General features: G+C 69.6%; 17 protein-coding genes. 8 read left to right on the forward strand and 9 right to left on the reverse strand.

The features are described from left to right. Positions 1-88: 88 nt before the first annotated feature. The 3 genes from AC3AP7_RS14895 to AC3AP7_RS14905 are packed head-to-tail and all read right to left on the reverse strand — an operon-like array spanning position 89 to position 3,076. A complete protein-coding gene (locus AC3AP7_RS14895) occupies positions 89-1,051 on the reverse strand; it encodes an MlaD family protein (RefSeq protein ID WP_475761644.1) in 963 nt (320 codons plus the stop codon). A gap of 16 nt (positions 1,052-1,067) precedes the next feature. Continuing rightward, positions 1,068-1,946, reverse strand: a complete 879-nt coding sequence (locus AC3AP7_RS14900; RefSeq protein WP_475761642.1) for an ABC transporter ATP-binding protein — start codon at positions 1,944-1,946, stop codon at positions 1,068-1,070. Next, on the reverse strand, positions 1,943-3,076 hold the full coding sequence (locus AC3AP7_RS14905) for an MlaE family ABC transporter permease (protein WP_475761640.1): 1,134 nt from the start codon (positions 3,074-3,076) through the stop codon (positions 1,943-1,945). The genes AC3AP7_RS14900 and AC3AP7_RS14905 overlap by 4 nt, the downstream gene beginning before the upstream one ends. Before the next feature lie 166 nt (positions 3,077-3,242). On the opposite strand from AC3AP7_RS14905, the gene AC3AP7_RS14910 reads away from it, so the two are divergent. The 3 genes from AC3AP7_RS14910 to AC3AP7_RS14920 are packed head-to-tail and all read left to right on the forward strand — an operon-like array spanning position 3,243 to position 5,238. After that, entirely contained in the window at positions 3,243-4,142 is a 900-nt protein-coding gene (locus AC3AP7_RS14910) for a biotin--[acetyl-CoA-carboxylase] ligase (protein ID WP_475761638.1), read from the forward strand. Beyond that, the gene (locus AC3AP7_RS14915; RefSeq protein WP_475761636.1) at positions 4,139-4,954 is read left to right on the forward strand and encodes a type III pantothenate kinase; all 816 of its coding nucleotides are present in this window, start codon (positions 4,139-4,141) and stop codon (positions 4,952-4,954) included. Before AC3AP7_RS14910 ends, AC3AP7_RS14915 begins: the two co-directional genes overlap by 4 nt. A 44-nt stretch (positions 4,955-4,998) precedes the next feature. After that, complete coding sequence (locus tag AC3AP7_RS14920) at positions 4,999-5,238, forward strand: hypothetical protein (protein WP_475767911.1); 240 nt, start codon at positions 4,999-5,001, stop codon at positions 5,236-5,238. A gap of 24 nt (positions 5,239-5,262) precedes the next feature. Here the strand turns inward: AC3AP7_RS14920 and rfaE2 are convergent, their stop codons facing one another. The 6 genes from rfaE2 to AC3AP7_RS14950 all read right to left on the reverse strand — a co-directional run bounded on the left by rfaE2 (position 5,263) and on the right by AC3AP7_RS14950 (position 12,225). Then, entirely contained in the window at positions 5,263-5,745 is a 483-nt protein-coding gene (gene rfaE2 / locus AC3AP7_RS14925; RefSeq protein ID WP_475761633.1) for a D-glycero-beta-D-manno-heptose 1-phosphate adenylyltransferase, read from the reverse strand. A 245-nt stretch (positions 5,746-5,990) separates the two neighbouring features. Further along, a complete protein-coding gene (locus AC3AP7_RS14930) occupies positions 5,991-6,863 on the reverse strand; it encodes a ferritin family protein (RefSeq protein WP_475761631.1) in 873 nt (290 codons plus the stop codon). Between the two features lie 626 nt (positions 6,864-7,489). Beyond that, a complete protein-coding gene (locus tag AC3AP7_RS14935) occupies positions 7,490-8,716 on the reverse strand; it encodes a patatin-like phospholipase family protein (RefSeq protein ID WP_475761628.1) in 1,227 nt (408 codons plus the stop codon). Between the two features lie 34 nt (positions 8,717-8,750). After that, positions 8,751-9,503, reverse strand: a complete 753-nt coding sequence (locus tag AC3AP7_RS14940) for a PhaM family polyhydroxyalkanoate granule multifunctional regulatory protein (RefSeq protein WP_475761626.1) — start codon at positions 9,501-9,503, stop codon at positions 8,751-8,753. A gap of 399 nt (positions 9,504-9,902) precedes the next feature. After that, complete coding sequence (locus AC3AP7_RS14945) at positions 9,903-10,826, reverse strand: enoyl-CoA hydratase/isomerase family protein (protein WP_475761624.1); 924 nt, start codon at positions 10,824-10,826, stop codon at positions 9,903-9,905. 406 nt (positions 10,827-11,232) lie between these two features. Continuing rightward, on the reverse strand, positions 11,233-12,225 hold the full coding sequence (locus AC3AP7_RS14950) for a fumarylacetoacetate hydrolase family protein (RefSeq protein ID WP_475761622.1): 993 nt from the start codon (positions 12,223-12,225) through the stop codon (positions 11,233-11,235). 591 nt (positions 12,226-12,816) lie between these two features. Here AC3AP7_RS14950 and AC3AP7_RS14955 point away from each other — a divergent pair. The 5 genes from AC3AP7_RS14955 to metH all read left to right on the forward strand — a co-directional run bounded on the left by AC3AP7_RS14955 (position 12,817) and on the right by metH (position 19,756). Further along, positions 12,817-14,424, forward strand: coding sequence for a DUF3108 domain-containing protein (locus AC3AP7_RS14955; protein WP_475767908.1), 1,608 nt, complete (start codon positions 12,817-12,819; stop codon positions 14,422-14,424). A gap of 144 nt (positions 14,425-14,568) precedes the next feature. After that, on the forward strand, positions 14,569-15,357 hold the full coding sequence (gene pcaD / locus AC3AP7_RS14960; RefSeq protein WP_475761620.1) for a 3-oxoadipate enol-lactonase: 789 nt from the start codon (positions 14,569-14,571) through the stop codon (positions 15,355-15,357). Positions 15,358-15,475: 118 nt separating this feature from the next. Further along, on the forward strand, positions 15,476-15,733 hold the full coding sequence (locus tag AC3AP7_RS14965) for a BTH_I0359 family protein (protein WP_475761618.1): 258 nt from the start codon (positions 15,476-15,478) through the stop codon (positions 15,731-15,733). A gap of 145 nt (positions 15,734-15,878) precedes the next feature. After that, positions 15,879-16,952 (forward strand): homocysteine S-methyltransferase family protein, encoded by a 1,074-nt coding sequence (locus AC3AP7_RS14970; protein ID WP_475761616.1) that lies wholly within the window; start codon positions 15,879-15,881, stop codon positions 16,950-16,952. Further along, positions 16,949-19,756, forward strand: a complete 2,808-nt coding sequence (gene metH / locus AC3AP7_RS14975; RefSeq protein ID WP_487362703.1) for a methionine synthase — start codon at positions 16,949-16,951, stop codon at positions 19,754-19,756. The genes AC3AP7_RS14970 and metH overlap by 4 nt, the downstream gene beginning before the upstream one ends. The last annotated feature ends 18 nt before the right edge of the window (positions 19,757-19,774 follow it).

The raw sequence follows: 19,774 nt of genomic DNA on the forward strand, positions 1-19,774 counted from the left end.
CGCGCGCGCGCAGAGGAGAGAACGGAGCGGACGGGCGGCCCGTCAGCGGGCCGGTGAACGAGCGTGCCATCGGAAGGTTCCTTTCAGATCAGCGAGCGGCATGCGCCGCGGGCCATGCGAAGCCCGGTTCGCCCGGACCGGGCGCGGGCGGCGGCGCGCCGAACAGGAGGCTGCGCGGGCTCGCGCTGAACACGCCCGCCGCCTGATCCACCGAGCGGACCGCCGAGCGCACGTCGTCGGCGAGCGCATCGACCCGCGGCAGCGTGTCGTACCCGACCCGCGCGGACAGATCCTGCAACGTCCCGTTCATCGCTTCGAGCGCGTCGCCCGCCTGCTGCGCGGCGGTGCCGACCTTGTTCAGATTCGTCTGGAACGGACCGTCCGGACGGTTCAGGCTGGCGATCAGCTGGCTGGTCGACGCGAGCGTGCGGTCGAGCGCGTCGATCGTCTGGGGCAGCTTGCCGGCCGCCGGCTGGAGCTGCCCGGTCAGCGCGGTCACGCCGTCGGCCGCGTGCTGCAGGCTCGCCGCGGTTGCCTGCAACTGCTCGCGCATCTGCGGCGAGAGCATCGCGTTCACGTCGTCGGCGACGACGTCGAGCTTGTGCAGCAGCGCATCGCCGCGCTCCTGCAGCTGATCGAGCAGGCCTGGGCGCATCGGGATCTGCGCGACGGCCTTCGCCGACGAAGGCAGCGGCCTCAGGTCGCGGCCGGTGTCGTCGAGCTGGATGAACGCGATGCCGGTCACGCCCTGCAGGCCGACGCTGCCGTAGGTCGAATGCGTGATCGGCGCGTGCTGGTCGACGAGGATGCGGATCACGATCTGCCCCGGATGATTCGGGTCGAAGCGGATCGTCTGCACCTTGCCGACGTCGAGCCCCCGGTAGCGCACCGACGCATCCGGGTAGAGCCCGGTGACGTTGGAGCGCGCGATCAGGTCGTACGGCACGCGCACCGTACGGTCCACGTTGAACAGGAAGCCCGCCGCCGCGATCGCCACGAGCAGCGCCACCGTGAACAGTCCCGCCCAGAAGGCGTGCGATTTGTTTTCCATGATCAGGGTTCCAGACTCACAGCGACGGCTGCGCCGATACGCCGGCAAACGCGGCCGGCGGCAGCTTCGCGCGGCGCTCCGGCGGCAGCGCCAGCAGCGCGCGCCGGCCGCGCAGACCGAGAAAATACTCGCGGATAAACGGATGATCGATGCCCGCCGCTTCCTCCACCGGCGCGGCCACCAGCACCTTGCGGTCGGCCAGCACCGCGACGCGCGTCGACAGCGCGATCATCGTGTCGAGATCGTGCGTCACCATCACGACGGTCAGACCGAGCGCGCGATGCAGCGTGCTCACCAGTTCGACGAACTCGTCCGATGCCTGCGGATCCAGCCCGGCCGTGGGTTCGTCGAGAAACAGCAACTCCGGTTCGAGCGCGATCGCGCGCGCGATGCCCACCCGCTTGATCATCCCGCCCGACAGCGCCGACGGCATCTTCGACGCATGCTTGCACGGCAGCCCCACCATCTGGAGCTTGAGCATCACGATGTCGCGCAGCAGGTCCTCCGGGATCTTGCCGAGTTCGCGCAGCGGCTGCGCGACGTTGTCGAACACCGACAGCGACGAGAACAGCGCGCCGCGCTGAAACAGCATGCCGGAGCGGCTGCGCATCAGCAATGCTTCGGCGGGCGTGATCGTCGCGATGTCCTCGCCGAACAGGCGGATCGTGCCCGACGACGGCCGTTCGAGCGCGAGGATCTGGCGCACCAGCGTGGTCTTGCCGGACCCGGAGCCGCCGACGATCGACACGATCTCGCCGCGCCGCACGTCGAAGTTCAGATGCTGATGGACGAGGTTGCGCCCATAGCGCTTGGTCAGATCGATCACCTCGATCACCGGCGCGGCGGCGGCCGCCGCCGGCGCTTCGTGCGGGGTCGCGGCGAGCGGCGCGCTCATCCGAGCCCCACGTTCTGGAACAGGATCGCGAACACCGCGTCGGCCAGAATGACGACCGTGATCGACGTGACGACCGAGGCCGTGGTGCCCTCGCCGAGGCTCTGCGAATTGGCCTTGATGCGAAAGCCGAAGTGGCAGCCGACGATCGCGATCAGCATGCCGAACGCGACGCCCTTGCCGAGCCCGATCCACAGGTTCGCGACCGGCACGACGTCCGGCAGCGCGCGCATGAAGTAGCTGAAGTCGATGCCGAGCACCAGCTTCGCGGCGAGCGCGCCGCCGGTGAGCGCGACGATGTTGGTCCACATGACGAGCAGCGGCATCGCGACGCCGAGCGCGAGGATGCGCGGCAGGATCAGCCGCAGCCCGTGCGGGATGCCCATCACGCGCATCGCGTCGAGCTCCTCGGTCACGCGCATCACGCCGATCTGCGCGGTGATCGCCGAGCCCGAGCGCCCCGCGACGAGGATCGCCGAGAGCACCGGCCCGAGTTCGCGGATCACCGCGAGCCCGAGAATGTTGACGATGTACTGGTTCGCGCCGAACAGGCGCAGTTGCTGCGCGGACAGATAGCTGAGCACGATGCCGATCAGGAACGCGACGAGCGCGAGGATCGGCAGCGCGCGCGCGCCGGCGTTGTAGACGTTCGCGGAAATCTCCGTCCACGGCGTGATCTGCGGCTTGCGCGCGATCGCGAGCAGGTCCAGCACGAAGCGCCCGAACATCGCAACGCCGCCGTAGAGATGCTCGGCGAACGAGAAAAGGCTGAGCCCGAGCCGCGTGAACGGATCGAGCCGCACGACCGGCTCGGGTGTGTCGCGCGCGCTGTCGAGCAGCGCGATGCGGTCGAAGATGTCGCGCTGCGTGTCGCTCAGCGCGACCAGGCCGGCCGGCAGCCTGCGCCCCCAGACCCGCCACAGCGCCTGCCCGCCGACGTGATCCAGCCGCTCGACGCGCGACAGATCCCATTGCAGGCCGTCGCGGCCCACGAGCGTGCGCAGGCGCGGGACGACCTTGCCGGTGGCCCGGTCGCGCGCGAGCGCGAGCGCCGTCCACTGCCCGGAGAGCTGGATGACCTTGCCTTGGCTACCTGCCGCGACTTCAAGGCCGGGAGGAGTGTCGTCGTTCAAGGAGCGCTGGAGTCGATGAGATCGGATCAGGGCCCATTGTAGCGAACGCGGCATCCGGAGGCCTCGACGGCGCGCGGCGCGGCGCCGGCAGGCCGCCGCGTGCGCCGGACAAAGACAGCGACAGCGCGGCGCCGCCGGGGGCGGCCCTGTCGCTACAATACGAGGCATGAACGCTACTGCCTCCCCCTCCGGCGCCACGGACGACTGGCGCATCGACCGCGAGCGCGCGGTCGCGCTGTTCGGCGCGCATGCGCACGACTGGCCCATCGAGATCGTCGAGGAAACCGGCTCCACCAACGCCGACCTGATGGCGCGCGTGAAGGGGCTGCCGCGTCGCGCGGACGCGCTGCCCCGCCCGATCGTGCGCGTCGCCTATCTGCAAACGGCCGGCCGCGGCCGGCGCGGGCGCACCTGGTACGCCGAGCCCGGCAACGCGCTGCTGTTCTCGGTGGCCTGCGTGCTGCCGCGGCCGCTCGCGGGGCTCGCGGGACTGAGCCTCGCGGTCGGCGTCGCGCTGGTCGACGGGCTGCGCGCGCTGCCGGTCGACGGGCCGGGGCAAATCGCGCTGAAGTGGCCGAACGACGTGCTGCTCGAAGGCGACAAGCTGGCCGGCATCCTGATCGAAACGGCGTGGAGCACCGCATCCGCGAGCGCGGTCGTGATCGGCATCGGCACCAACGTGAAAGGCGCGGATGCGCTCGCCGCGCGCGTCGCCGAGCTCAATGCCGGCACCCCGGCGCAGGTGCGCGGCACCGAGCCGACCGCGCTGTCGCGCGCGTTGCCGAACGCGAACCTGACCGACACGCTCGCCGCCGAACTGAACGCGCTCGAACCGATGCTCAAGCGCTTCGGCGCCGAGGGCTTCGCGCCGTTCCAGCGGCGCTGGAACGCGTGCCACGCGTATGCGGGCCGCGAAGTCGTGCTGATCGAGCAGGGCGCCGAACTCGCGCGCGGCATCGCGGCGGGCGTCGACGAACAGGGCCAGTTGCTGCTCGACACCGCCACCGGCCGCGCAGCCATCGCGACCGGCGACGTCTCGCTGCGCCTCGCCGACACCCCCCGATGAACGGCGGCCCCTACCTGCTGATCGATGCCGGCAACAGCCGGATCAAATGGGCGCTCGCGCAGGACGACGGCACGCTCACGGCAACCGGTGCGTTCGCTCACCGTGACGACGCGCCGTCCGCCGCCCCGGCTCGCGCGGCGATTTCGGCGTGGCAGGACTTGCCGCGCCCGGGCGGCGCATGGCTGTCGAACGTCGCCGGCGCCGCGGTCGCGCAACGGCTCGACATGCTGCTCGACGCGCATTGGCCCGGCCTCGCGTGCACGACGATTCGCGCCTGCGCGCGGCAATGCGGCGTGACGAACGGCTACACGACGCCCGCGGCGCTCGGCAGCGACCGCTGGGCCGGGCTGATCGGCGCGCACGCGGCGTTCCCTGGCGAAGCGCTGCTGCTCGCGACCTTCGGCACCGCGACGACGCTCGAAGCGCTGCGCGCCGACGGCCTGTTCGCCGGCGGCCTGATCGCTCCCGGCTGGACGATGATGATGCGCGCGCTCGGCGAGCAGACCGCGCAATTGCCCACGCTCGACGCACAGACGGCGCGCGCGGCGCTCGCCGCGGGCCGCGCGTTCCTCGGCACCGATACGCCGGGCTCGCTGTCGGCCGGCTGCCTGCTCGCGCAGGCCGGGCTCGTCGAGCGGACGTGGCGCGATCTGCAGGACGCATGGGGCGAGCCGGTGCGGCTCGTCGTGAGCGGCGGCGCCGTCGATGAAGTGGCAGCCGCCCTGAAAGTGCCGCATACTCGCCACGATTCGCTCGTGCTGTCGGGCCTCGCGCGCATCGCCGCCGACCGTGCCGCGATGCGGCCCGCGTGACCCGCCGCGCCGATACACGTAGCCCCCGGATGGAGACTGACTCGATGCTGCGCTGGCTGATCCCTCTTCTGATTATCGCGAACCTCGTCGCGTTCGCGGCAATGCGCGGCGTATTCGGGCCGCTGCCGTACGCGGGCGCGCGCGAACCGGGCCATCTGAACCGCCAGGTGCATCCGGAGTGGCTGAAGGTCCAGCCGCTGTCGGCGGCTCAGGCGGCCGATCTCGCGGTGGTCGGCGGCCCGGCGCCGACGCCGCCGATCGCCGCCTCTGCGCTGCCGCAGTAACGCGCGACGCGCCCGGCGGACGCGTCAGGAATGGGCGCGGACCCGCTTGAGGAGCGCCGTCGTCGAGCGGTCGTGCTCGAATGGAATCGCCAGCGCGCGGCCGCCCCAGCCGCGCACCAGCGCGGATTCCGGTAACGCGTCCATGTCGTAATCGCCGCCTTTCACCAGCACGTCGGGATGCAGCGCCTCGATCAGCGCGACCGGCGTCTGTTCCTCGAAGCCCACCACCCAGTCCACGCTTTCCAGCGCCGCGAGCAACGCCATGCGGTCGGCCTGCGCGTTGATCGGCCGGTCGTCGCCCTTGCCGAGCCTGCGCACCGACGCGTCGCTGTTCACGCCGACGATCAGGCAGACGCCGAGCGCCTTCGCGTCAGCGAGGTAGGTCACGTGGCCGCGATGCAGGATGTCGAAGACGCCGTTCGTGAACACGACCGGACCGGCGAGCGACGGGCGCAGCGCTGCAAGCGCCTCGCGCGTCGTGAGCTTGCGTTCGAAATGAGCTGCCATGGAAAAGTCGAAGAAAACGGAAAACGGATTGCCGCCACGATACACGCGATACACGCGATACGCAGGCTTTCAAAGGCAAGGCGCGCGTGCGCGCGGCGGTTGGGCCGGAACGCGCTGCACCGGGGACGCGCGGCCCCGCTGACCGGCCGGCCGGCAAAAACACTGCGGCCCGGCGGGGCTTGCGCCGGCCGGGCCGCGACTGCAACAGCGAACGTGATGGCGAATGCGACTGCCGGAGGCCGGCGTCAGGCCGGCTGGCCGGCCGACTTCTGCGCAGCCTGCAGGCGCGCGACCACTTCCTTGCGGTAGCGGTTCAGCTCCTGCGCGGTGCCGAACGTGTGCTCGAACAGCAGCGACAGATTGTGCAGGATCCGGTCGACCACCTTCTTTTCCCAGCCGTCGTCGAAGCGGATCTGCTCGTCGAGCCAGCGCTCGAGCCACTCGGGATCGGGCAGGCGCGACTGCACCGTGTCGCGCGGGAACAGCGACTGGTTCACGTGCAGGTTGGTCGGATGCAGCGGCTTCTCGGTACGGCGCGCCGACGCCATCAGCACGCCGATCTTCGCGAACGAGGCGCGCGCGACGTCGCCGAAATTGCCCATTGCCTTCTTCATGTAGCGCAGATAGGCGCCGCCATGACGCGCTTCGTCGCGCGAGATGGTCTCGTAGATATGCTTGATGACCGGCTCGGTATGCCATTCGGCCGCGCGGCGATACCAGTGGTTCAGGCGGATTTCGCCGCAGAAGTGCAGCATCAGCGTTTCGAGCGGCGGCGCGGGATCGAACTCGAAGCGCACCGCGTGCAACTCCTCTTCGGTCGGCACCAGTTCGGGCCGGAAGCGGCGCAGATATTCCATCAGCACCAGCGAATGCTTCTGCTCCTCGAAGAACCACACGCTCATGAACGCGGAGAAATCGCTGTCGTGATGATTGTCGCGCAGGAACATCTCCGTGGCGGGCAGCGCCGACCATTCGGTGATCGCGTTCATCTTGATGGTTTGCGCCTGCTCGTCGGTCAGGAGCGATGCGTCGAACTTATCCCAGGGGATGTCCTTCTCCATGTCCCATCGAACGGACTCGAGCGATTTGTAAAGTTCCGGATAAAGCATGGTGTTCATAGTCCCACCCCTGTTCTGCCCATTGCGACGACTGTTTGTGTCTGTGACAACTCTTGCCCGGCCGCGGACCTACCCCGTGCGCGCGCAAGCCAAGTATCGAATTTTACGCGGGAATCGGCCGCCCAGATGCACGGGCCAGCCAGGGAGTCGTGCTGCTTCGGGTGCCCGCGCACGCGCCTTGCGCACGGCGCTCGCGCCTGCTCGCCCCCGTTCGACCCCGACGGGCGCGCTCGCCAGCCGGCGCGCAAGCGGCCCCGGACGGACGACGCACAAGACTGTCGCCACCCGTCCAAAGGCCGGATAAAACCTACGTCATGATAGCACGCAGCCTTGCCTGATCGGCCTGACAGGCGGTTGCACGCGCGCCCATGTTGATCTTTGTCAACAGCGTGCCTGACGCGCGTGTCGCGCCCGTGAATGGCGGCGCGCGGCCTGGCTGCGGGCGGGGCATGCTGTGTCTGCGCTGTGTCTGCGCTGTGTCTGCGCTGTGTCTGTGCTGTCTGTGCTGTCTGTGCTGTCTGTGCTGTCTGCGCTGTCTGCGCCGTCTGCGCCGTCTGCGCCGTCTGCGCCGTCCATGCGCTTTCCATCCGCCGTCCATGCGCGGGTCCGTACGCTGAGCCGCCCCGCTAACGCGCGTCGCCTGCGTCGCCGCTTCGTACCGCGCCGCCGCCGTCCATCAGCGATCCGGGATGCGCGCCGTCGCCGGTCTCGCCCGCCAGCCATCCCGCGATGCGCTCGCGCTGCGCCAGCGCATCGCGCCGACCGAGTTCGATCAGCTCGCGAGTGAACGCGCTCTCGAACAGCAGGTAGCTCGCAAACGACGCGCCCGACGCGCGATTGCCGCCGACCGCGCCGAGCAGCCCGCGCACCGTGAGCGGCAACCGCTCCAGATGCCGCGTCGCGATCAGCTCGATGCGCTCGCTCGGCGCGATCGTCAGGACATCGACATGACGCCAGCCGCTTTCCGGCTCGACGGTGTGCGGCAGATGCTCGACCATCCGGTTCACGTGCTCGATGCGCTCGATGTCGGCGCCCAGCGAATCGAGAAACACGCTTGCAAGCACCTGCTGGCCGATCTGCGCGAGCGACGGATAGCCTTCGCCGCTCGCGCTCGCCGGCACCTCGGGTCGCGGCGCGCCCGCGCCGATCACGACGATGCGGCTCGCGCCGAAGTGGATCGCGGGGCTGAGCGGAGCGATCTGGCGGATCGAGCCGTCGCCGAAGTACTCGCGGCGGCCGTCGAGTTCGAGCGGCACCGCCGGAAACACGTACGGAATCGCCGCCGACGCGAGCAGGTGCGCCGGCGTCAGTGCGACCATGCGCGCCGAGCGCTGCGCGCGGCGCCACGCGTGGATCGGCTGGTCGGACTGGTAGAACGTGACATGCTGCCCCGACGAGTAGCTGAGCGCGGTGACGGACAGCGCATGCAGCGCGCGCGTCTCCAGCATGTGGCCGATGCGGTGGAAGCTGAGCGACGTGTCGAGAAAGCGCGCGAGCGGCGCATTGTCGAGCAGCGCGCGCGGCGAACGGCGCGCGGCCCAGCCGAACGACATCGCCGCGAGCCAGCGTGCACCGGCCGCGACGACGCCCGGCCAGTCGGTGCGATAGACGTGGTTCGCGCGCATCGCCGACCACACGTGCACAAGGCGATTGGCCCCGTACAGGAAGTCGTCGGCATGGCTCGCAAGCGACGTCGCATTGATCGCGCCGGCCGACGTCCCGCAGATCACCGTGAACGGCGACGCGGCGCGCGCCGGCGCGACCTCGCGAGCGATTTCGGCCAGCGCCTGCAACGCGCCGGCCTGATACGCGGCGCGCGCGCCGCCGCCCATCAGAACAAGCGCGAGCCGCATGCTCAGGGCCGCGCGCCGGGCACGCAGGCGCGCTTCATTCCGGTTGCGGCGGCGGCTTCTTCGCCGTGGCGCGCGGCCGGCTGCCCGCCGCGCCCTTTGCCGCCGGCCCGCGTTTCGGGGCGGCCGCCTTGCCGGTGTCCTGCTTGCCGGCCTTCGCCGCCGCGGCGGTGCGCCCGGCCGTGCTCGCCGCCCCGCCGGCCGCCTCCGCCGCACCAGGCGGCGTCATTGCAAACTGGGCGATCTGGTTGAACTGCGATTGCAAGAGATTCCACCACGCCGACGCATCGAACCCCGGCGCGCCCGCCGCTTCGTCCGCCTGATGCGAGGCGCCGGCCGCGCCAGCCGCACCCGGCGGCGCCGTGTCGGGCTTCGGCCCGGGGGCGGGTGAAGGCGCCGGCGCGGGCTTCGGCGGCGCGGCTTCCGGCTGCGCCATCGATTGCTGCGCGAACGCGCCGAACGCGCGCAGCGTGGCGAGCGTCGCCCGCTGCACTTCGAGCGCCTGGATCGCCGACTGCAGCATGTTCAGGTTCAGCTTCAGCCACTGCTCGACCGCGCGCATGTCGGTGATGCGCTTGTCGAGTTCCTCGACGCTGGTGAGCGGCGCCATCATGTCGGACATCATCGACAGCGACGGCCCGAGGCCGGGCGCCGCCGCGGCCTGGCCGCCCGGAAACGCGGAGCCGAACGGCGACAGACGCATCATGTCCCACATGCGATCGAGCATTTCCGCAGGCGGAAAGCCGGGAAAGCCCGGGAACGGCGGCGCAGAGCCGGATGAATCGGTCATGCTAGTCTCCTCGCGGCAAGCGAAAACGGGGGGCGTGCGATCTGGCACGCGTTTCATCCGATCATACCGCGCCGCGCGCGGTTCTCACATCGTCGCGGACCCGGGCTTCGCCCGCCCGCCCGGCGGCCGGGCGTGGGTGCTTGGGTGCTTGGGTGCTTGGGTGCTTGGGTGCTTGGGTGCTTGGGTGCTTGGGTGCGTGGGTGCGTGGGTGCGTAGGTGCGTAGGTGCGTAGGTGCGTAGGTGCGTAGGTGCGTAGGTGCAGGCAGGCGGGCACGCGGGCGGCTGGGCGGCTGGGCGGCTGGGCGGCTGGGCGGCTGGGCGGCTGGGCAAGCAGGCAAGCAGGCGGGCAGGCGGGCAGGCGAAGCCTACTCAGCGAGGCGGCCCGGTACTCGCGCACCGTCATGCATCGCCCTCGCGCCGGCGCCCGGCGGCATCGCGAGGCGTCTGTGTCTGCCCGGCGGCATTCGCGCCGCCCTCGCCGGCCGCCTGCGGCGAGCCGAACACCGGAGCCCGCCGCTCGCGCAGGGAACGCACCCCTTCGTGCACGTCCGGTCCGGCAAAGCCCATGAATTCCAGCGCAAGCGACGTATCGAAGGCTGGCCCCGCCGAGCGCAGCCAGTTGTTCAGCGCGTAGCGGGTCCAGCGGATCGCGGTCTGCGAACCCTGGGCAAGCCGCGTCGCAATCTCGAATGCCTTCGGCAACAGCGCATCCTCGTCGACTGCGAGCGACACGAGTCCGATGCGCTCGGCTTCCTCGCCGCTCAGCGGCTCGCACAGCAGCAGGTAGTACTTGGCCTTCGCCATCCCGCACAGCAGCGGCCAGACGATCGCCGCGTGATCGCCGGCGGCGACGCCGAGGCGCGTATGGCCGTCGATGATGCGCGCGCTTTTCGCCGCGATCGAAATATCGGCGAGCAAGCCCGCGACCAGTCCCGCGCCGACCGCCGGCCCGTGCATCGCCGAGACGATCGGCTTGCTGCAGTTGATCACGTTGTAGACGAGGTCGCGCGCTTCCTGCCACACGCGCGTGCGCACCGCGAAATCGGTCGCCATCTGCTCGACCAGATGCAGGTCGCCGCCCGCCGAAAACCCTTTGCCCTCGCCGCGAATCACCGCGACGCGCGCGTCCGGATCGCGGTCGATGTCGCGCCAGATCTCCGCCAGTTCGCGGTGCATCTGCGCGTCGGCCGTCGCGAGGCCGCTGCGGTTCGCGCCCGCGCCGTTCATGATCACTTCGAGCACGCCGTGCGGATGGCGCAGCAACTGCAGCGCCTGATAGTGCGCGTAGAAGTCGGGGGTGTCGGGCGGGGTGTCGGGCGGCATGGCGGATGTCCGGGAAAGCGATGGCGGGTTTTTTCGGTGTGCGGTGTTTTGCGGTGCGCGGTGTTTTGCCGTGTGCGGTTTCTTGCGGTGCGCGGTTTCTTGCGGTGCGCGGTTTCCTGCGGTGTGCGGTTTCCTGCGGTGCGCGGTTTCCTGCCGTGTGCGGTTTCCTGCGGTGCGCGGTGTTTTACCGTATCCGGTTTCCTGAGGTGTGCGGTTTCCTGCCGTGCGCAGTTTCCTGCACTGCGCGGTTTCCTGCACTGCGCAGCTTCTTGCGCTTTGCGGCCGGGTGCGCCCGCTGGCGGCCGACGCGTCGCCGCCGGCGCGACCCAACCGTCATTCTGACCCGGCGCGCGCCGCTCCGGGGATCGGGCGAAACCCGTCCGCGCGCCGCGGCGTCCGACGAAGATCAGCGACCCGCGTGCGGCTCCGCGACGCTTTGCTCGATCGCGCCGAAGATCGACTTGCCGGCTTCGTCGAACATCTCGATCTTCACGGTATCGCCGTACTTCATGAACGCGGTCTGCGGCGCGCCGTGCTCGATCGTTTCGAGGCAGCGCTTCTCGGCGATGCAGCCGTAGCCGCGCTTCGGATCCTTGTTCGACACCGTCCCCGAGCCGACGATCGAGCCCGCGCGCAGGTTGCGCGTCTTCGCCGCGTGCGCGATCAGCTGGCCGAAGTGGAACACCATGTCGGTGCCCGCGTCCGGCTGGCCGACTTTCCGGCCGTTCCAGTGCACGATCAGCGGCCGGTGCACGCGGCCTTCGCGCCAATTCTCGCCAAGTTCGTCGGGCGTCGCCGCGACCGGCGCGAACGACGTCGCAGGCTTGCTCTGGAAAAACCCGAAGCCTTTCGCCAGCTCGTCCGGGATCAGGTTGCGCAGCGACACGTCGTTCGCGAGCATGACGAGCCGCACCGCCTTCAGCGCCTGCTCGGGCGTTGCGCCCATCGGCACGTCGGACGTGATCACGGCCACCTCGGCCTCGAAGTCGATGCCGAACGCCTCGGACGCACAGACGATGTCGTCCTCCGGTCCGAGGAAGTCGTCGCTGCCGCCCTGGTACATCAGCGGATCAGTCCAGAATTCGGGCGGCATCGCGGCGCCGCGCGCGCGCCGCACCAGTTCGACGTGATTCACGTACGCCGAGCCGTCCGCCCACTGGAAGGCGCGCGGCAGCGGCGCCATGCAGTCGGCGGCGTCGAACGGGAACGCGTGACGCGCGCGGCCCTGGTTCAGCGCGTCGTACAGTTCCTGCAGCTGCGGTGCGTAGAAGGTCCAGTCGTCGAGCGCGCGCTGCAGCGTCGGCGCGATCGCGTCCGCTATCGCGGCCGTGTGCAGGTCGCGGGAGACGACGATCAGTTGACCGTCGCGCGTACCGTCCTTCAGCGAGGCAAGTTTCATAAGTGGAGTGAGCCGGGTGTCGGTGACGATAGAAGGAATCTATTCTACGATGACGAATCGTCGTCGAATCGCCGCGTTTGCCACGCCTTCGCCACGCGTCTACCAGACGCGTACCCGGCGTGTGCTACCCGCCCGCCCCGCATCGGGCCGGCGCACCCGACGCCGGGCTGGGCGCTCGCGCGGGAAGCGACATCGGCGCGCGACGAACCTCGCGGCTTCACGCCGCCGGACCGATGCCGCGGGACCATGCCGCCAGACCATGCCGCCAGACCATGCTGCGGGACCACACCACCGGACCGATGCTGCGAGACATGCTGCGGGACCACACCGCCGGACCGATGCTGCGGGACCATCCCGCCGCACCGAAGCACGCGCATCGCGCCTGCCGCGCACCTGCCGGATGGCGCGACCGCCCCGATCTTACGGTTCGCATTGCAGCAAGGGCGCGCCATCCGCCCCACGCATGGCTCAAGCCCGGCGGCAGGATACCCCCGCCGCCCGTATGGAACACATCGCACCGGCGGCAGGTCGAACCGGCGCGCAGTGCACCGCCCTCAACCCCTTGCCTCGCTTCAGGAAACTTTCTGCCCGATGTCATCTCCGTCCGCCGTCAACCGTTCTGCTCGCCCCGGCCCCCACGCCGGGCCGGCGCGCCCGCGCGGCGGGTGGCGCTGGGTGTCGGTGCTGGTCCTCGTGATCGGCCTGCACTGGCTGGCGGCGCAATGGATCGAACGGGTGCGCGGCTTCGCGCCGGTCGAACATCCGGTGCACGTGCCCGTTCAGGTCGCGCTGCTCAAGCCGGAGCGCGTCGCGCAGCAGCCCGCGCAAACCGCCGCGCCCGCGACCGCTGCGGCCGCGCCGGCCGGACCCCCGCACCCGCACGTGATGACAGCCACCCAGACGCCGGAGGCGCAGGCAAACCGGGCCGCGCAGGCGCGCCGCGCCGCCGCAGTCAAAGCCGCCGCAGTCAAAGCCGCCGCAGTCAAAGCCGCTGAAGTCAAAGCCGCCGAAACCGGGGCCGAAGCACGTGCCGCCGCTGCGGCACGCCTCGCGCAAGTCGCCCGGGCCGAGGCCGCCGCGCGCGCGACGGCCGCCGCGCAAGCCGCAGCGGCGCAGGCTGAAGCCAGCGCGGCGGCCACGGCCGCATCCCGAGCAGCCGCCGCAGCATCCGCAGCATCCGCAGCGGCGAACGCCAGCGCGGCCGCGGCCGCCCGCGCGGCTCACGCGGCGCCCGGCGTGCGCTTTTCGGTCCCGCCGTCCGGCAATCTGCAGTACGACACTTTCTACAACGGCGTGCGCAACGAACCCGGCACGATCCGCTGGGAAAGCCACGACGGCACCTACCGGATGGTCGTTTCAATGCCGCTGCCGTTCGTCGGTACGTTCACCTACGAAAGCCGCGGACACATCGACGCATGGGGCCTCGCACCGGACGAGTACATCGAGAAGCGCGGCCGCCGGCCGGAAGACGTATCGGTCTTCGATCGCACTTCGCGACAGATCGAATTCACCCGAACGGCGGCGCGCGTGCCGATGCCCGACGGCGCCCAGGACCGCTTCAGCATGGTGATGCAACTCGCCAGCCTCGTGCGCGGCGACCCCGATGTGTACAAACCGGGCGTCACGCGGCAGTTTTTCGTCGTCGATAACGACAGCGGCGAAATCTGGCCCATCGAAACGATCGGCGACGAATCGGTCGGCACGCCGCACGGCTTCGTCATGGCGCGCCACTTCATGCGCCTGCCGCGCCATCCGGGCGACCGGCGACGCATCGACGTGTGGCTCGCGCCGGCCCTCGGCTGGCTGCCGGTACGACTCGTGCAGACCGAGCCGAACGGCACGCAGATCGAGTTGCTGTGGCGCGGGCCGCTGCGCGAACCGGACAGCGCCGCCGCGACGCCGCCCGCCGTCACGACGCCGGTAACCGCCGCGTCCGGCGCCGGCGCCGGCGCCACAGCCGAAGCAAACGCCAACGCCAACGCCAACGCCAATGCCAATGCCAACGCCAATGCCAACGCCAATGCCAATGCCAATGCCAATGCCAATGCCAAAGCAAACGCCAACGCAAACGCAAACGCAAACGCCACCGCAACCGCCGCCCCGAGCGCAACGCCGGATGGTCAAGCCGCCCCAGCCGGCGCCGGCGCGGGGCCCCGCACATCGGCACCGCCCGCCGCGCTTCCGGCCGAGAACCCCTGACCGGACGCAGGGCTTTGCGCCCGCCCGGGCACCGCGCCTGCGGGAATGGCGCTTGCTGCCTCCACCGGGGTGCAGCCGCGCGCCCGGCAAACCGCCAGGCCGGCCGCGCCCCCTGAACTCCGTCAAGACTTCGAAGGAGCCCGCATGCAAGTGAACCTCAACGGCATCGACACGCGTTACGTGCTCAGCGATGAAGGCGGCGGCCCCTCGCTCACGTTCATTCACCAGCTCGGCGGCGACCTGTCCGTCTGGGACCAGATGGCCGGCTATTTCCGCGACGACTACGCGGTGCTGCGCTACGACGTGCGCGGACACGGCGCCACCGCGGCATCCGCCGCGCCGTTCGGCGTCGTCGATCTTGCCGCGGACCTCGCCGCGCTGCTCGACGCGCTCGGCATCGAGCAGACGCACCTGGTCGGCCTGTCGATGGGCGGCATGATCGCGCAGCAGTTCGCGCTCGACCATCCGTCGCGCATCGCCACGCTCACGTTGTGCGACACCACGGCCGGCACACCGTCCGACAGCCGCGCGGTGTGGGACCAGCGCGCCGCGGCGGCGCGCCGCGACGGCATGGCCGCGCTGCTGCCCGCCACGCTCGACCGCTGGCTCACGCGCGATTTCCAGGAAGCGCACCCAGAAGCGGTCGAACCGATCCGCGACGTGTTCACGCGCACCTCGCCCACCGGCTATGCGCTCGCCTGCGCCGCGCTGCGCGACTTCGACGCGCAGGCGCGCCTCGGCGAGATTCGTCTGCCCACGCTCGCGGTCGCGGGCCGTCACGACACCGGCACGCCGGCCGCAGCCACGCAGGCGCTCGCCCACGCGATCGCGGGTGCGCAGTTCGAGCTGCTCGACGCCGCGCACCTCGCACCGATCGAGCAATCGCACCGATTTGCCGCGCTGCTTGAAACGTTTCTCGCCAAAGGGGTCTAACCTGAAGGTCCGCAGTCTTGCCAGCGTCACGGCGGACCCACCCCTTGAATTCCACACCATGCGCTCCATTTATGGCGTAGGAAAGGCCCACAAGCCATCGGAACATAGGAGTGTCGCCATGCAAATGATCTACAACAGCCCCAATTACTGCGTCGTGGAATTCCCGCCGCAGGACGGCCCGGTTGCAATGAAATCCGGCGGTTACGAAATTGTCGACAAGAACCTGCAGCGCGAAATCTACCTGGACGGTGTCATGGCGGCGCGCTTTCGCGAGCACGTCGCGCGGCTGATCGAAGGCGAACCCTCGCTCGACGAAGTCGACGAATTCCTCGGCCAGTTCGACAGCCTGATGCATCAGCCCGTCGTGCTCCACTAACCGCGCCCGCTTCGGCGACACGCCTCGGAACCCCGCCCCGGCGGGGTTTTTTGTTGCCCCGCGTCCGGCCCCCGCCGGGCAGCGGCATCCGGTAGCGGCTACAATAATGAGTTTCCCGAAAAGCCGGCACACGCCTATTTCCGCCATGAACCAGCCCGCTCCCATCGCCCGCGCAGCCCGCGAGGCCGCCTACACGCGCGGCGCCGACCTGCCCGCGCTGCTGCGCTCGCGCATCCTGATCCTCGACGGCGCGATGGGCACGATGATCCAGCGCTACAAGCTCGACGAGGCCCGCTATCGCGGCGAGCGCTTCAAGGACTTCGGGCGTGACGTGAAGGGCAACAACGAACTGCTGTCGATCACGCAGCCGCAGGTGATCGGCGAGATCCACGCGCAATACCTGGCCGCGGGCGCCGACATCGTCGAGACCAACACGTTCGGCGCGACCCGCGTCGCGCAGGCCGACTACGGCATGGAAGACCTCGCCGTCGAGATGAACCTCGCGTCCGCGCAGCTCGCGCGCGCGGCCTGCGACCGCTATACGACGCCCGACAAGCCGCGCTTCGTCGCCGGCGCGATCGGACCGACGCCGAAGACCGCGAGCATCTCGCCGGACGTGAACGACCCCGGCGCGCGCAACGTCACCTTCGACGAGCTGCGCGCGGCCTACTACGAGCAGGCGAAGGCGCTGCTCGACGGCGGCGTCGACCTGTTCCTCGTCGAAACCATCTTCGACACGCTCAATGCAAAGGCGGCGCTGTTCGCGCTCGACGAACTGTTCGACGACACCGGCGAGCGTCTGCCGATCATGATCTCCGGCACCGTCACCGATGCGTCGGGCCGCATTCTGTCGGGCCAGACCGTCGAAGCGTTCTGGAACTCGCTGCGCCACGCGAAGCCGCTGACGTTCGGGCTGAACTGCGCGCTCGGCGCGGCGCTGATGCGTCCGTACATCGCCGAGCTCGCGAAGCTGTGCGACACCTGGGTGTCGTGCTACCCGAACGCCGGCCTGCCGAACCCGATGAGCGACACGGGCTTCGACGAGCTGCCGGCCGATACGTCGGGTCTCCTGAAGGAATTCGCGCAGGCCGGCCTCGTGAACGTCGCGGGCGGCTGCTGCGGCACCACGCCCGAGCACATCGCCGCGATCGCCGCCGCGCTCGCCGACATCAAGCCGCGCAGCTGGCCCGGCCAGTACCGCGAGCGCGACGCCGCCTGAGCGTCGCGCACCGCCTCGTCACGCCCGCAGTCCTTGACGCGCCCGCCTTTCGCGCCGCACGCACGCAACCGAACCGTTCACACGCCATGACCGATCACACCCTGCGACTCTCCGGCCTCGAGCCGTTCAACGTCACGACCGGGACGCTTTTCATCAACGTCGGCGAACGCACCAACGTGACCGGCTCGAAGGCGTTCGCGCGGATGATCCTCGGCGGCCAGTTCGACGACGCGCTCGCGGTCGCGCGCCAGCAGGTCGAGAACGGCGCGCAGGTGATCGACATCAACATGGACGAGGCGATGCTCGATTCGCAGGCGGCGATGGTCCGCTTCCTGAACCTGATCGCGTCGGAGCCCGACATCGCGCGCGTGCCGATCATGATCGACTCGTCGAAGTGGGAGGTCATCGAGGCCGGCCTGAAATGCGTGCAGGGCAAGGCGATCGTCAACTCGATCTCGCTGAAGGAAGGCGAGGCGTCCTTTCTCCACCACGCGAAGCTGATCCGCCGCTACGGCGCAGCCGCCGTCGTGATGGCGTTCGACGAGCAGGGTCAGGCCGATACGTTCGCGCGCAAGACCGAAATCTGCCGGCGCTCGTATAACGTGCTCGTGAACGAGGTCGGCTTTCCGCCCGAAGACATCATCTTCGACCCGAACATCTTCGCGATCGCCACCGGCATCGAGGAGCACAACAACTACGCGGTCGACTTCATCAACGCGACCCGCTGGATCAAGCAGAACCTGCCGTACGCCAAGGTGAGCGGCGGCGTGTCGAACGTGTCGTTCTCGTTTCGCGGCAACGACCCGGTGCGCGAGGCAATCCACACCGTGTTCCTGTACCACGCGATCCAGGCGGGGATGGACATGGGCATCGTCAACGCGGGCCAGCTCGGCGTGTATGCGGAGCTCGACCCGGAGCTGCGCGAACGCGTCGAGGACGTCGTGCTGAACCGCCGCGCGGACGGCACCGACCGGCTGCTGGAAATCGCAGACCGCTTCAAGAGCGGCGCGGCGAAGAAGGAAGAGAACATCGAATGGCGCAGCCATCCGGTCGAGAAACGCCTCGCGCACGCGCTCGTGCACGGCATCACGACGTTCATCGTCGAGGATACCGAAGAAGTGCGCGCGAAGCTCGCCGCGCAGGGCGGCCGCCCGATCGGCGTGATCGAGGGTCCGCTGATGGACGGCATGAACATCGTCGGCGACCTGTTCGGGCAGGGCAAGATGTTCCTGCCGCAGGTCGTGAAGTCCGCGCGCGTGATGAAGCAGGCAGTCGCGCACCTGATCCCGTTCATCGAGGAAGAAAAGCGGCAACTCGCGGCCGCCGGCGGCGACGTGCGCTCGAAGGGCAAGATCGTCATCGCCACGGTGAAGGGCGACGTGCACGACATCGGCAAGAACATCGTGTCGGTCGTGCTTCAGTGCAACAACTTCGAAGTGGTCAACATGGGCGTGATGGTCCCGTGCAACGAGATCCTCGCGAAGGCGAAGGTCGAGGGCGCCGACATCATCGGGCTGTCCGGGCTGATCACGCCGAGCCTCGAAGAAATGGCCTACGTCGCCGCCGAAATGCAGCGCGACGACTACTTCCGCGTGAAGAAGATTCCGCTGCTGATCGGCGGCGCGACCACCTCGCGCGTGCACACCGCGGTGAAGATCGCGCCGCATTACGAAGGGCCCGTGGTCTACGTGCCGGACGCGTCGCGCTCGGTGTCGGTCGCGTCGAGCCTGCTGTCCGACGAAGGCGCCGCGAAGTACCTGGACGAGCTGAAGACCGACTACGAGCGCATCCGCACGCAGCACGCGAACCGCAAGGCGCAGCCGATGGTCTCGCTCGCCGCCGCGCGCGCGAACCGCGCGAAGCTCGACTGGGCCGGCTACCGGCCCGTGAAGCCGAAGTTCATCGGCCGGCGCGTGTTCCGCAATTATGACCTGAACGAACTCGCGAACTACATCGACTGGGGGCCGTTCTTCCAGACCTGGGATCTGGCGGGCCCGTATCCGGCGATCCTGAACGACGAAATCGTCGGCGAATCGGCGCGCCGCGTGTTCTCCGACGGCAAATCGATGCTCGCGCGCCTGATCCAGGGCCGCTGGCTGCAGGCCAACGGCGTGATCGCACTGCTGCCGGCCAACACGGTCAACGACGACGACATCGAGATCTACACCGACGAATCGCGCACCGAAGTCGCGCTGACCTGGCGCAACCTGCGCCAGCAGACCGAGCGCCCGGTCGTCGACGGCGTGCTGCGGCCGAACCGCTCGCTCGCCGACTTCATCGCGCCGAAGGACTCCGGCGTGGCCGACTACATCGGTCTGTTCGCGGTGACCGCGGGCCTCGGCGTCGACGCGAAGGAAAAGCAGTTCGCCGACGATCACGACGACTACAGCGCGATCATGCTGAAAGCGCTCGCCGACCGCTTCGCGGAAGCCTTCGCCGAAGCGCTGCACGCGCGCGTGCGGCGCGACCTGTGGGGCTACGCCGCCGGCGAAGCGCTCGACAACGACGCGCTGATCGCCGAGCAGTATCGCGGCATCCGCCCGGCGCCGGGTTATCCGGCCTGCCCGGATCACCTCGTGAAGCGCGACATGTTCCGCGTGCTGCAGGCCGAAGAGATCGGCATGAGCGTGACCGAATCGCTCGCGATGCTGCCGGCCGCGAGCGTGAGCGGCTTCTATCTCGCGCATCCGGACAGCACGTATTTCTCCGTCGGCAAGATCGGCGCGGACCAGCTCGACGACTACGCGCAGCGCGCCGGGCTGTCGAAGCAGGACGCCGAGCGGGCGCTCGCGCCGCAACTGTAGACGGCCAACTGGAGGCAC

The sequence above is a fragment of the Paraburkholderia sp. PAMB 6770 genome (assembly GCF_057748135.1).

What these genes read in the sequence shown, in the direction of transcription:
- AC3AP7_RS14915 (WP_475761636.1), top strand. Translation starts at nt 4,139, where the DNA reads ATGAACGGCGGCCCCTACCTGCTGATCGATGCCGGCAACAGCCGGATC.
- AC3AP7_RS14950 (WP_475761622.1), bottom strand. Translation starts at nt 12,225, where the DNA reads ATGAAACTTGCCTCGCTGAAGGACGGTACGCGCGACGGTCAACTGATC.
- AC3AP7_RS14965 (WP_475761618.1), top strand. Translation starts at nt 15,476, where the DNA reads ATGCAAATGATCTACAACAGCCCCAATTACTGCGTCGTGGAATTCCCG.
- AC3AP7_RS14900 (WP_475761642.1), bottom strand. Translation starts at nt 1,946, where the DNA reads ATGAGCGCGCCGCTCGCCGCGACCCCGCACGAAGCGCCGGCGGCGGCC.
- AC3AP7_RS14920 (WP_475767911.1), top strand. Translation starts at nt 4,999, where the DNA reads ATGCTGCGCTGGCTGATCCCTCTTCTGATTATCGCGAACCTCGTCGCG.
- AC3AP7_RS14945 (WP_475761624.1), bottom strand. Translation starts at nt 10,826, where the DNA reads ATGCCGCCCGACACCCCGCCCGACACCCCCGACTTCTACGCGCACTAT.
- AC3AP7_RS14910 (WP_475761638.1), top strand. Translation starts at nt 3,243, where the DNA reads ATGAACGCTACTGCCTCCCCCTCCGGCGCCACGGACGACTGGCGCATC.
- AC3AP7_RS14940 (WP_475761626.1), bottom strand. Translation starts at nt 9,503, where the DNA reads ATGACCGATTCATCCGGCTCTGCGCCGCCGTTCCCGGGCTTTCCCGGC.
- pcaD (WP_475761620.1), top strand. Translation starts at nt 14,569, where the DNA reads ATGCAAGTGAACCTCAACGGCATCGACACGCGTTACGTGCTCAGCGAT.
- AC3AP7_RS14955 (WP_475767908.1), top strand. Translation starts at nt 12,817, where the DNA reads ATGTCATCTCCGTCCGCCGTCAACCGTTCTGCTCGCCCCGGCCCCCAC.
- AC3AP7_RS14935 (WP_475761628.1), bottom strand. Translation starts at nt 8,716, where the DNA reads ATGCGGCTCGCGCTTGTTCTGATGGGCGGCGGCGCGCGCGCCGCGTAT.
- AC3AP7_RS14895 (WP_475761644.1), bottom strand. Translation starts at nt 1,051, where the DNA reads ATGGAAAACAAATCGCACGCCTTCTGGGCGGGACTGTTCACGGTGGCG.
- AC3AP7_RS14970 (WP_475761616.1), top strand. Translation starts at nt 15,879, where the DNA reads ATGAACCAGCCCGCTCCCATCGCCCGCGCAGCCCGCGAGGCCGCCTAC.
- rfaE2 (WP_475761633.1), bottom strand. Translation starts at nt 5,745, where the DNA reads ATGGCAGCTCATTTCGAACGCAAGCTCACGACGCGCGAGGCGCTTGCA.
- AC3AP7_RS14930 (WP_475761631.1), bottom strand. Translation starts at nt 6,863, where the DNA reads ATGAACACCATGCTTTATCCGGAACTTTACAAATCGCTCGAGTCCGTT.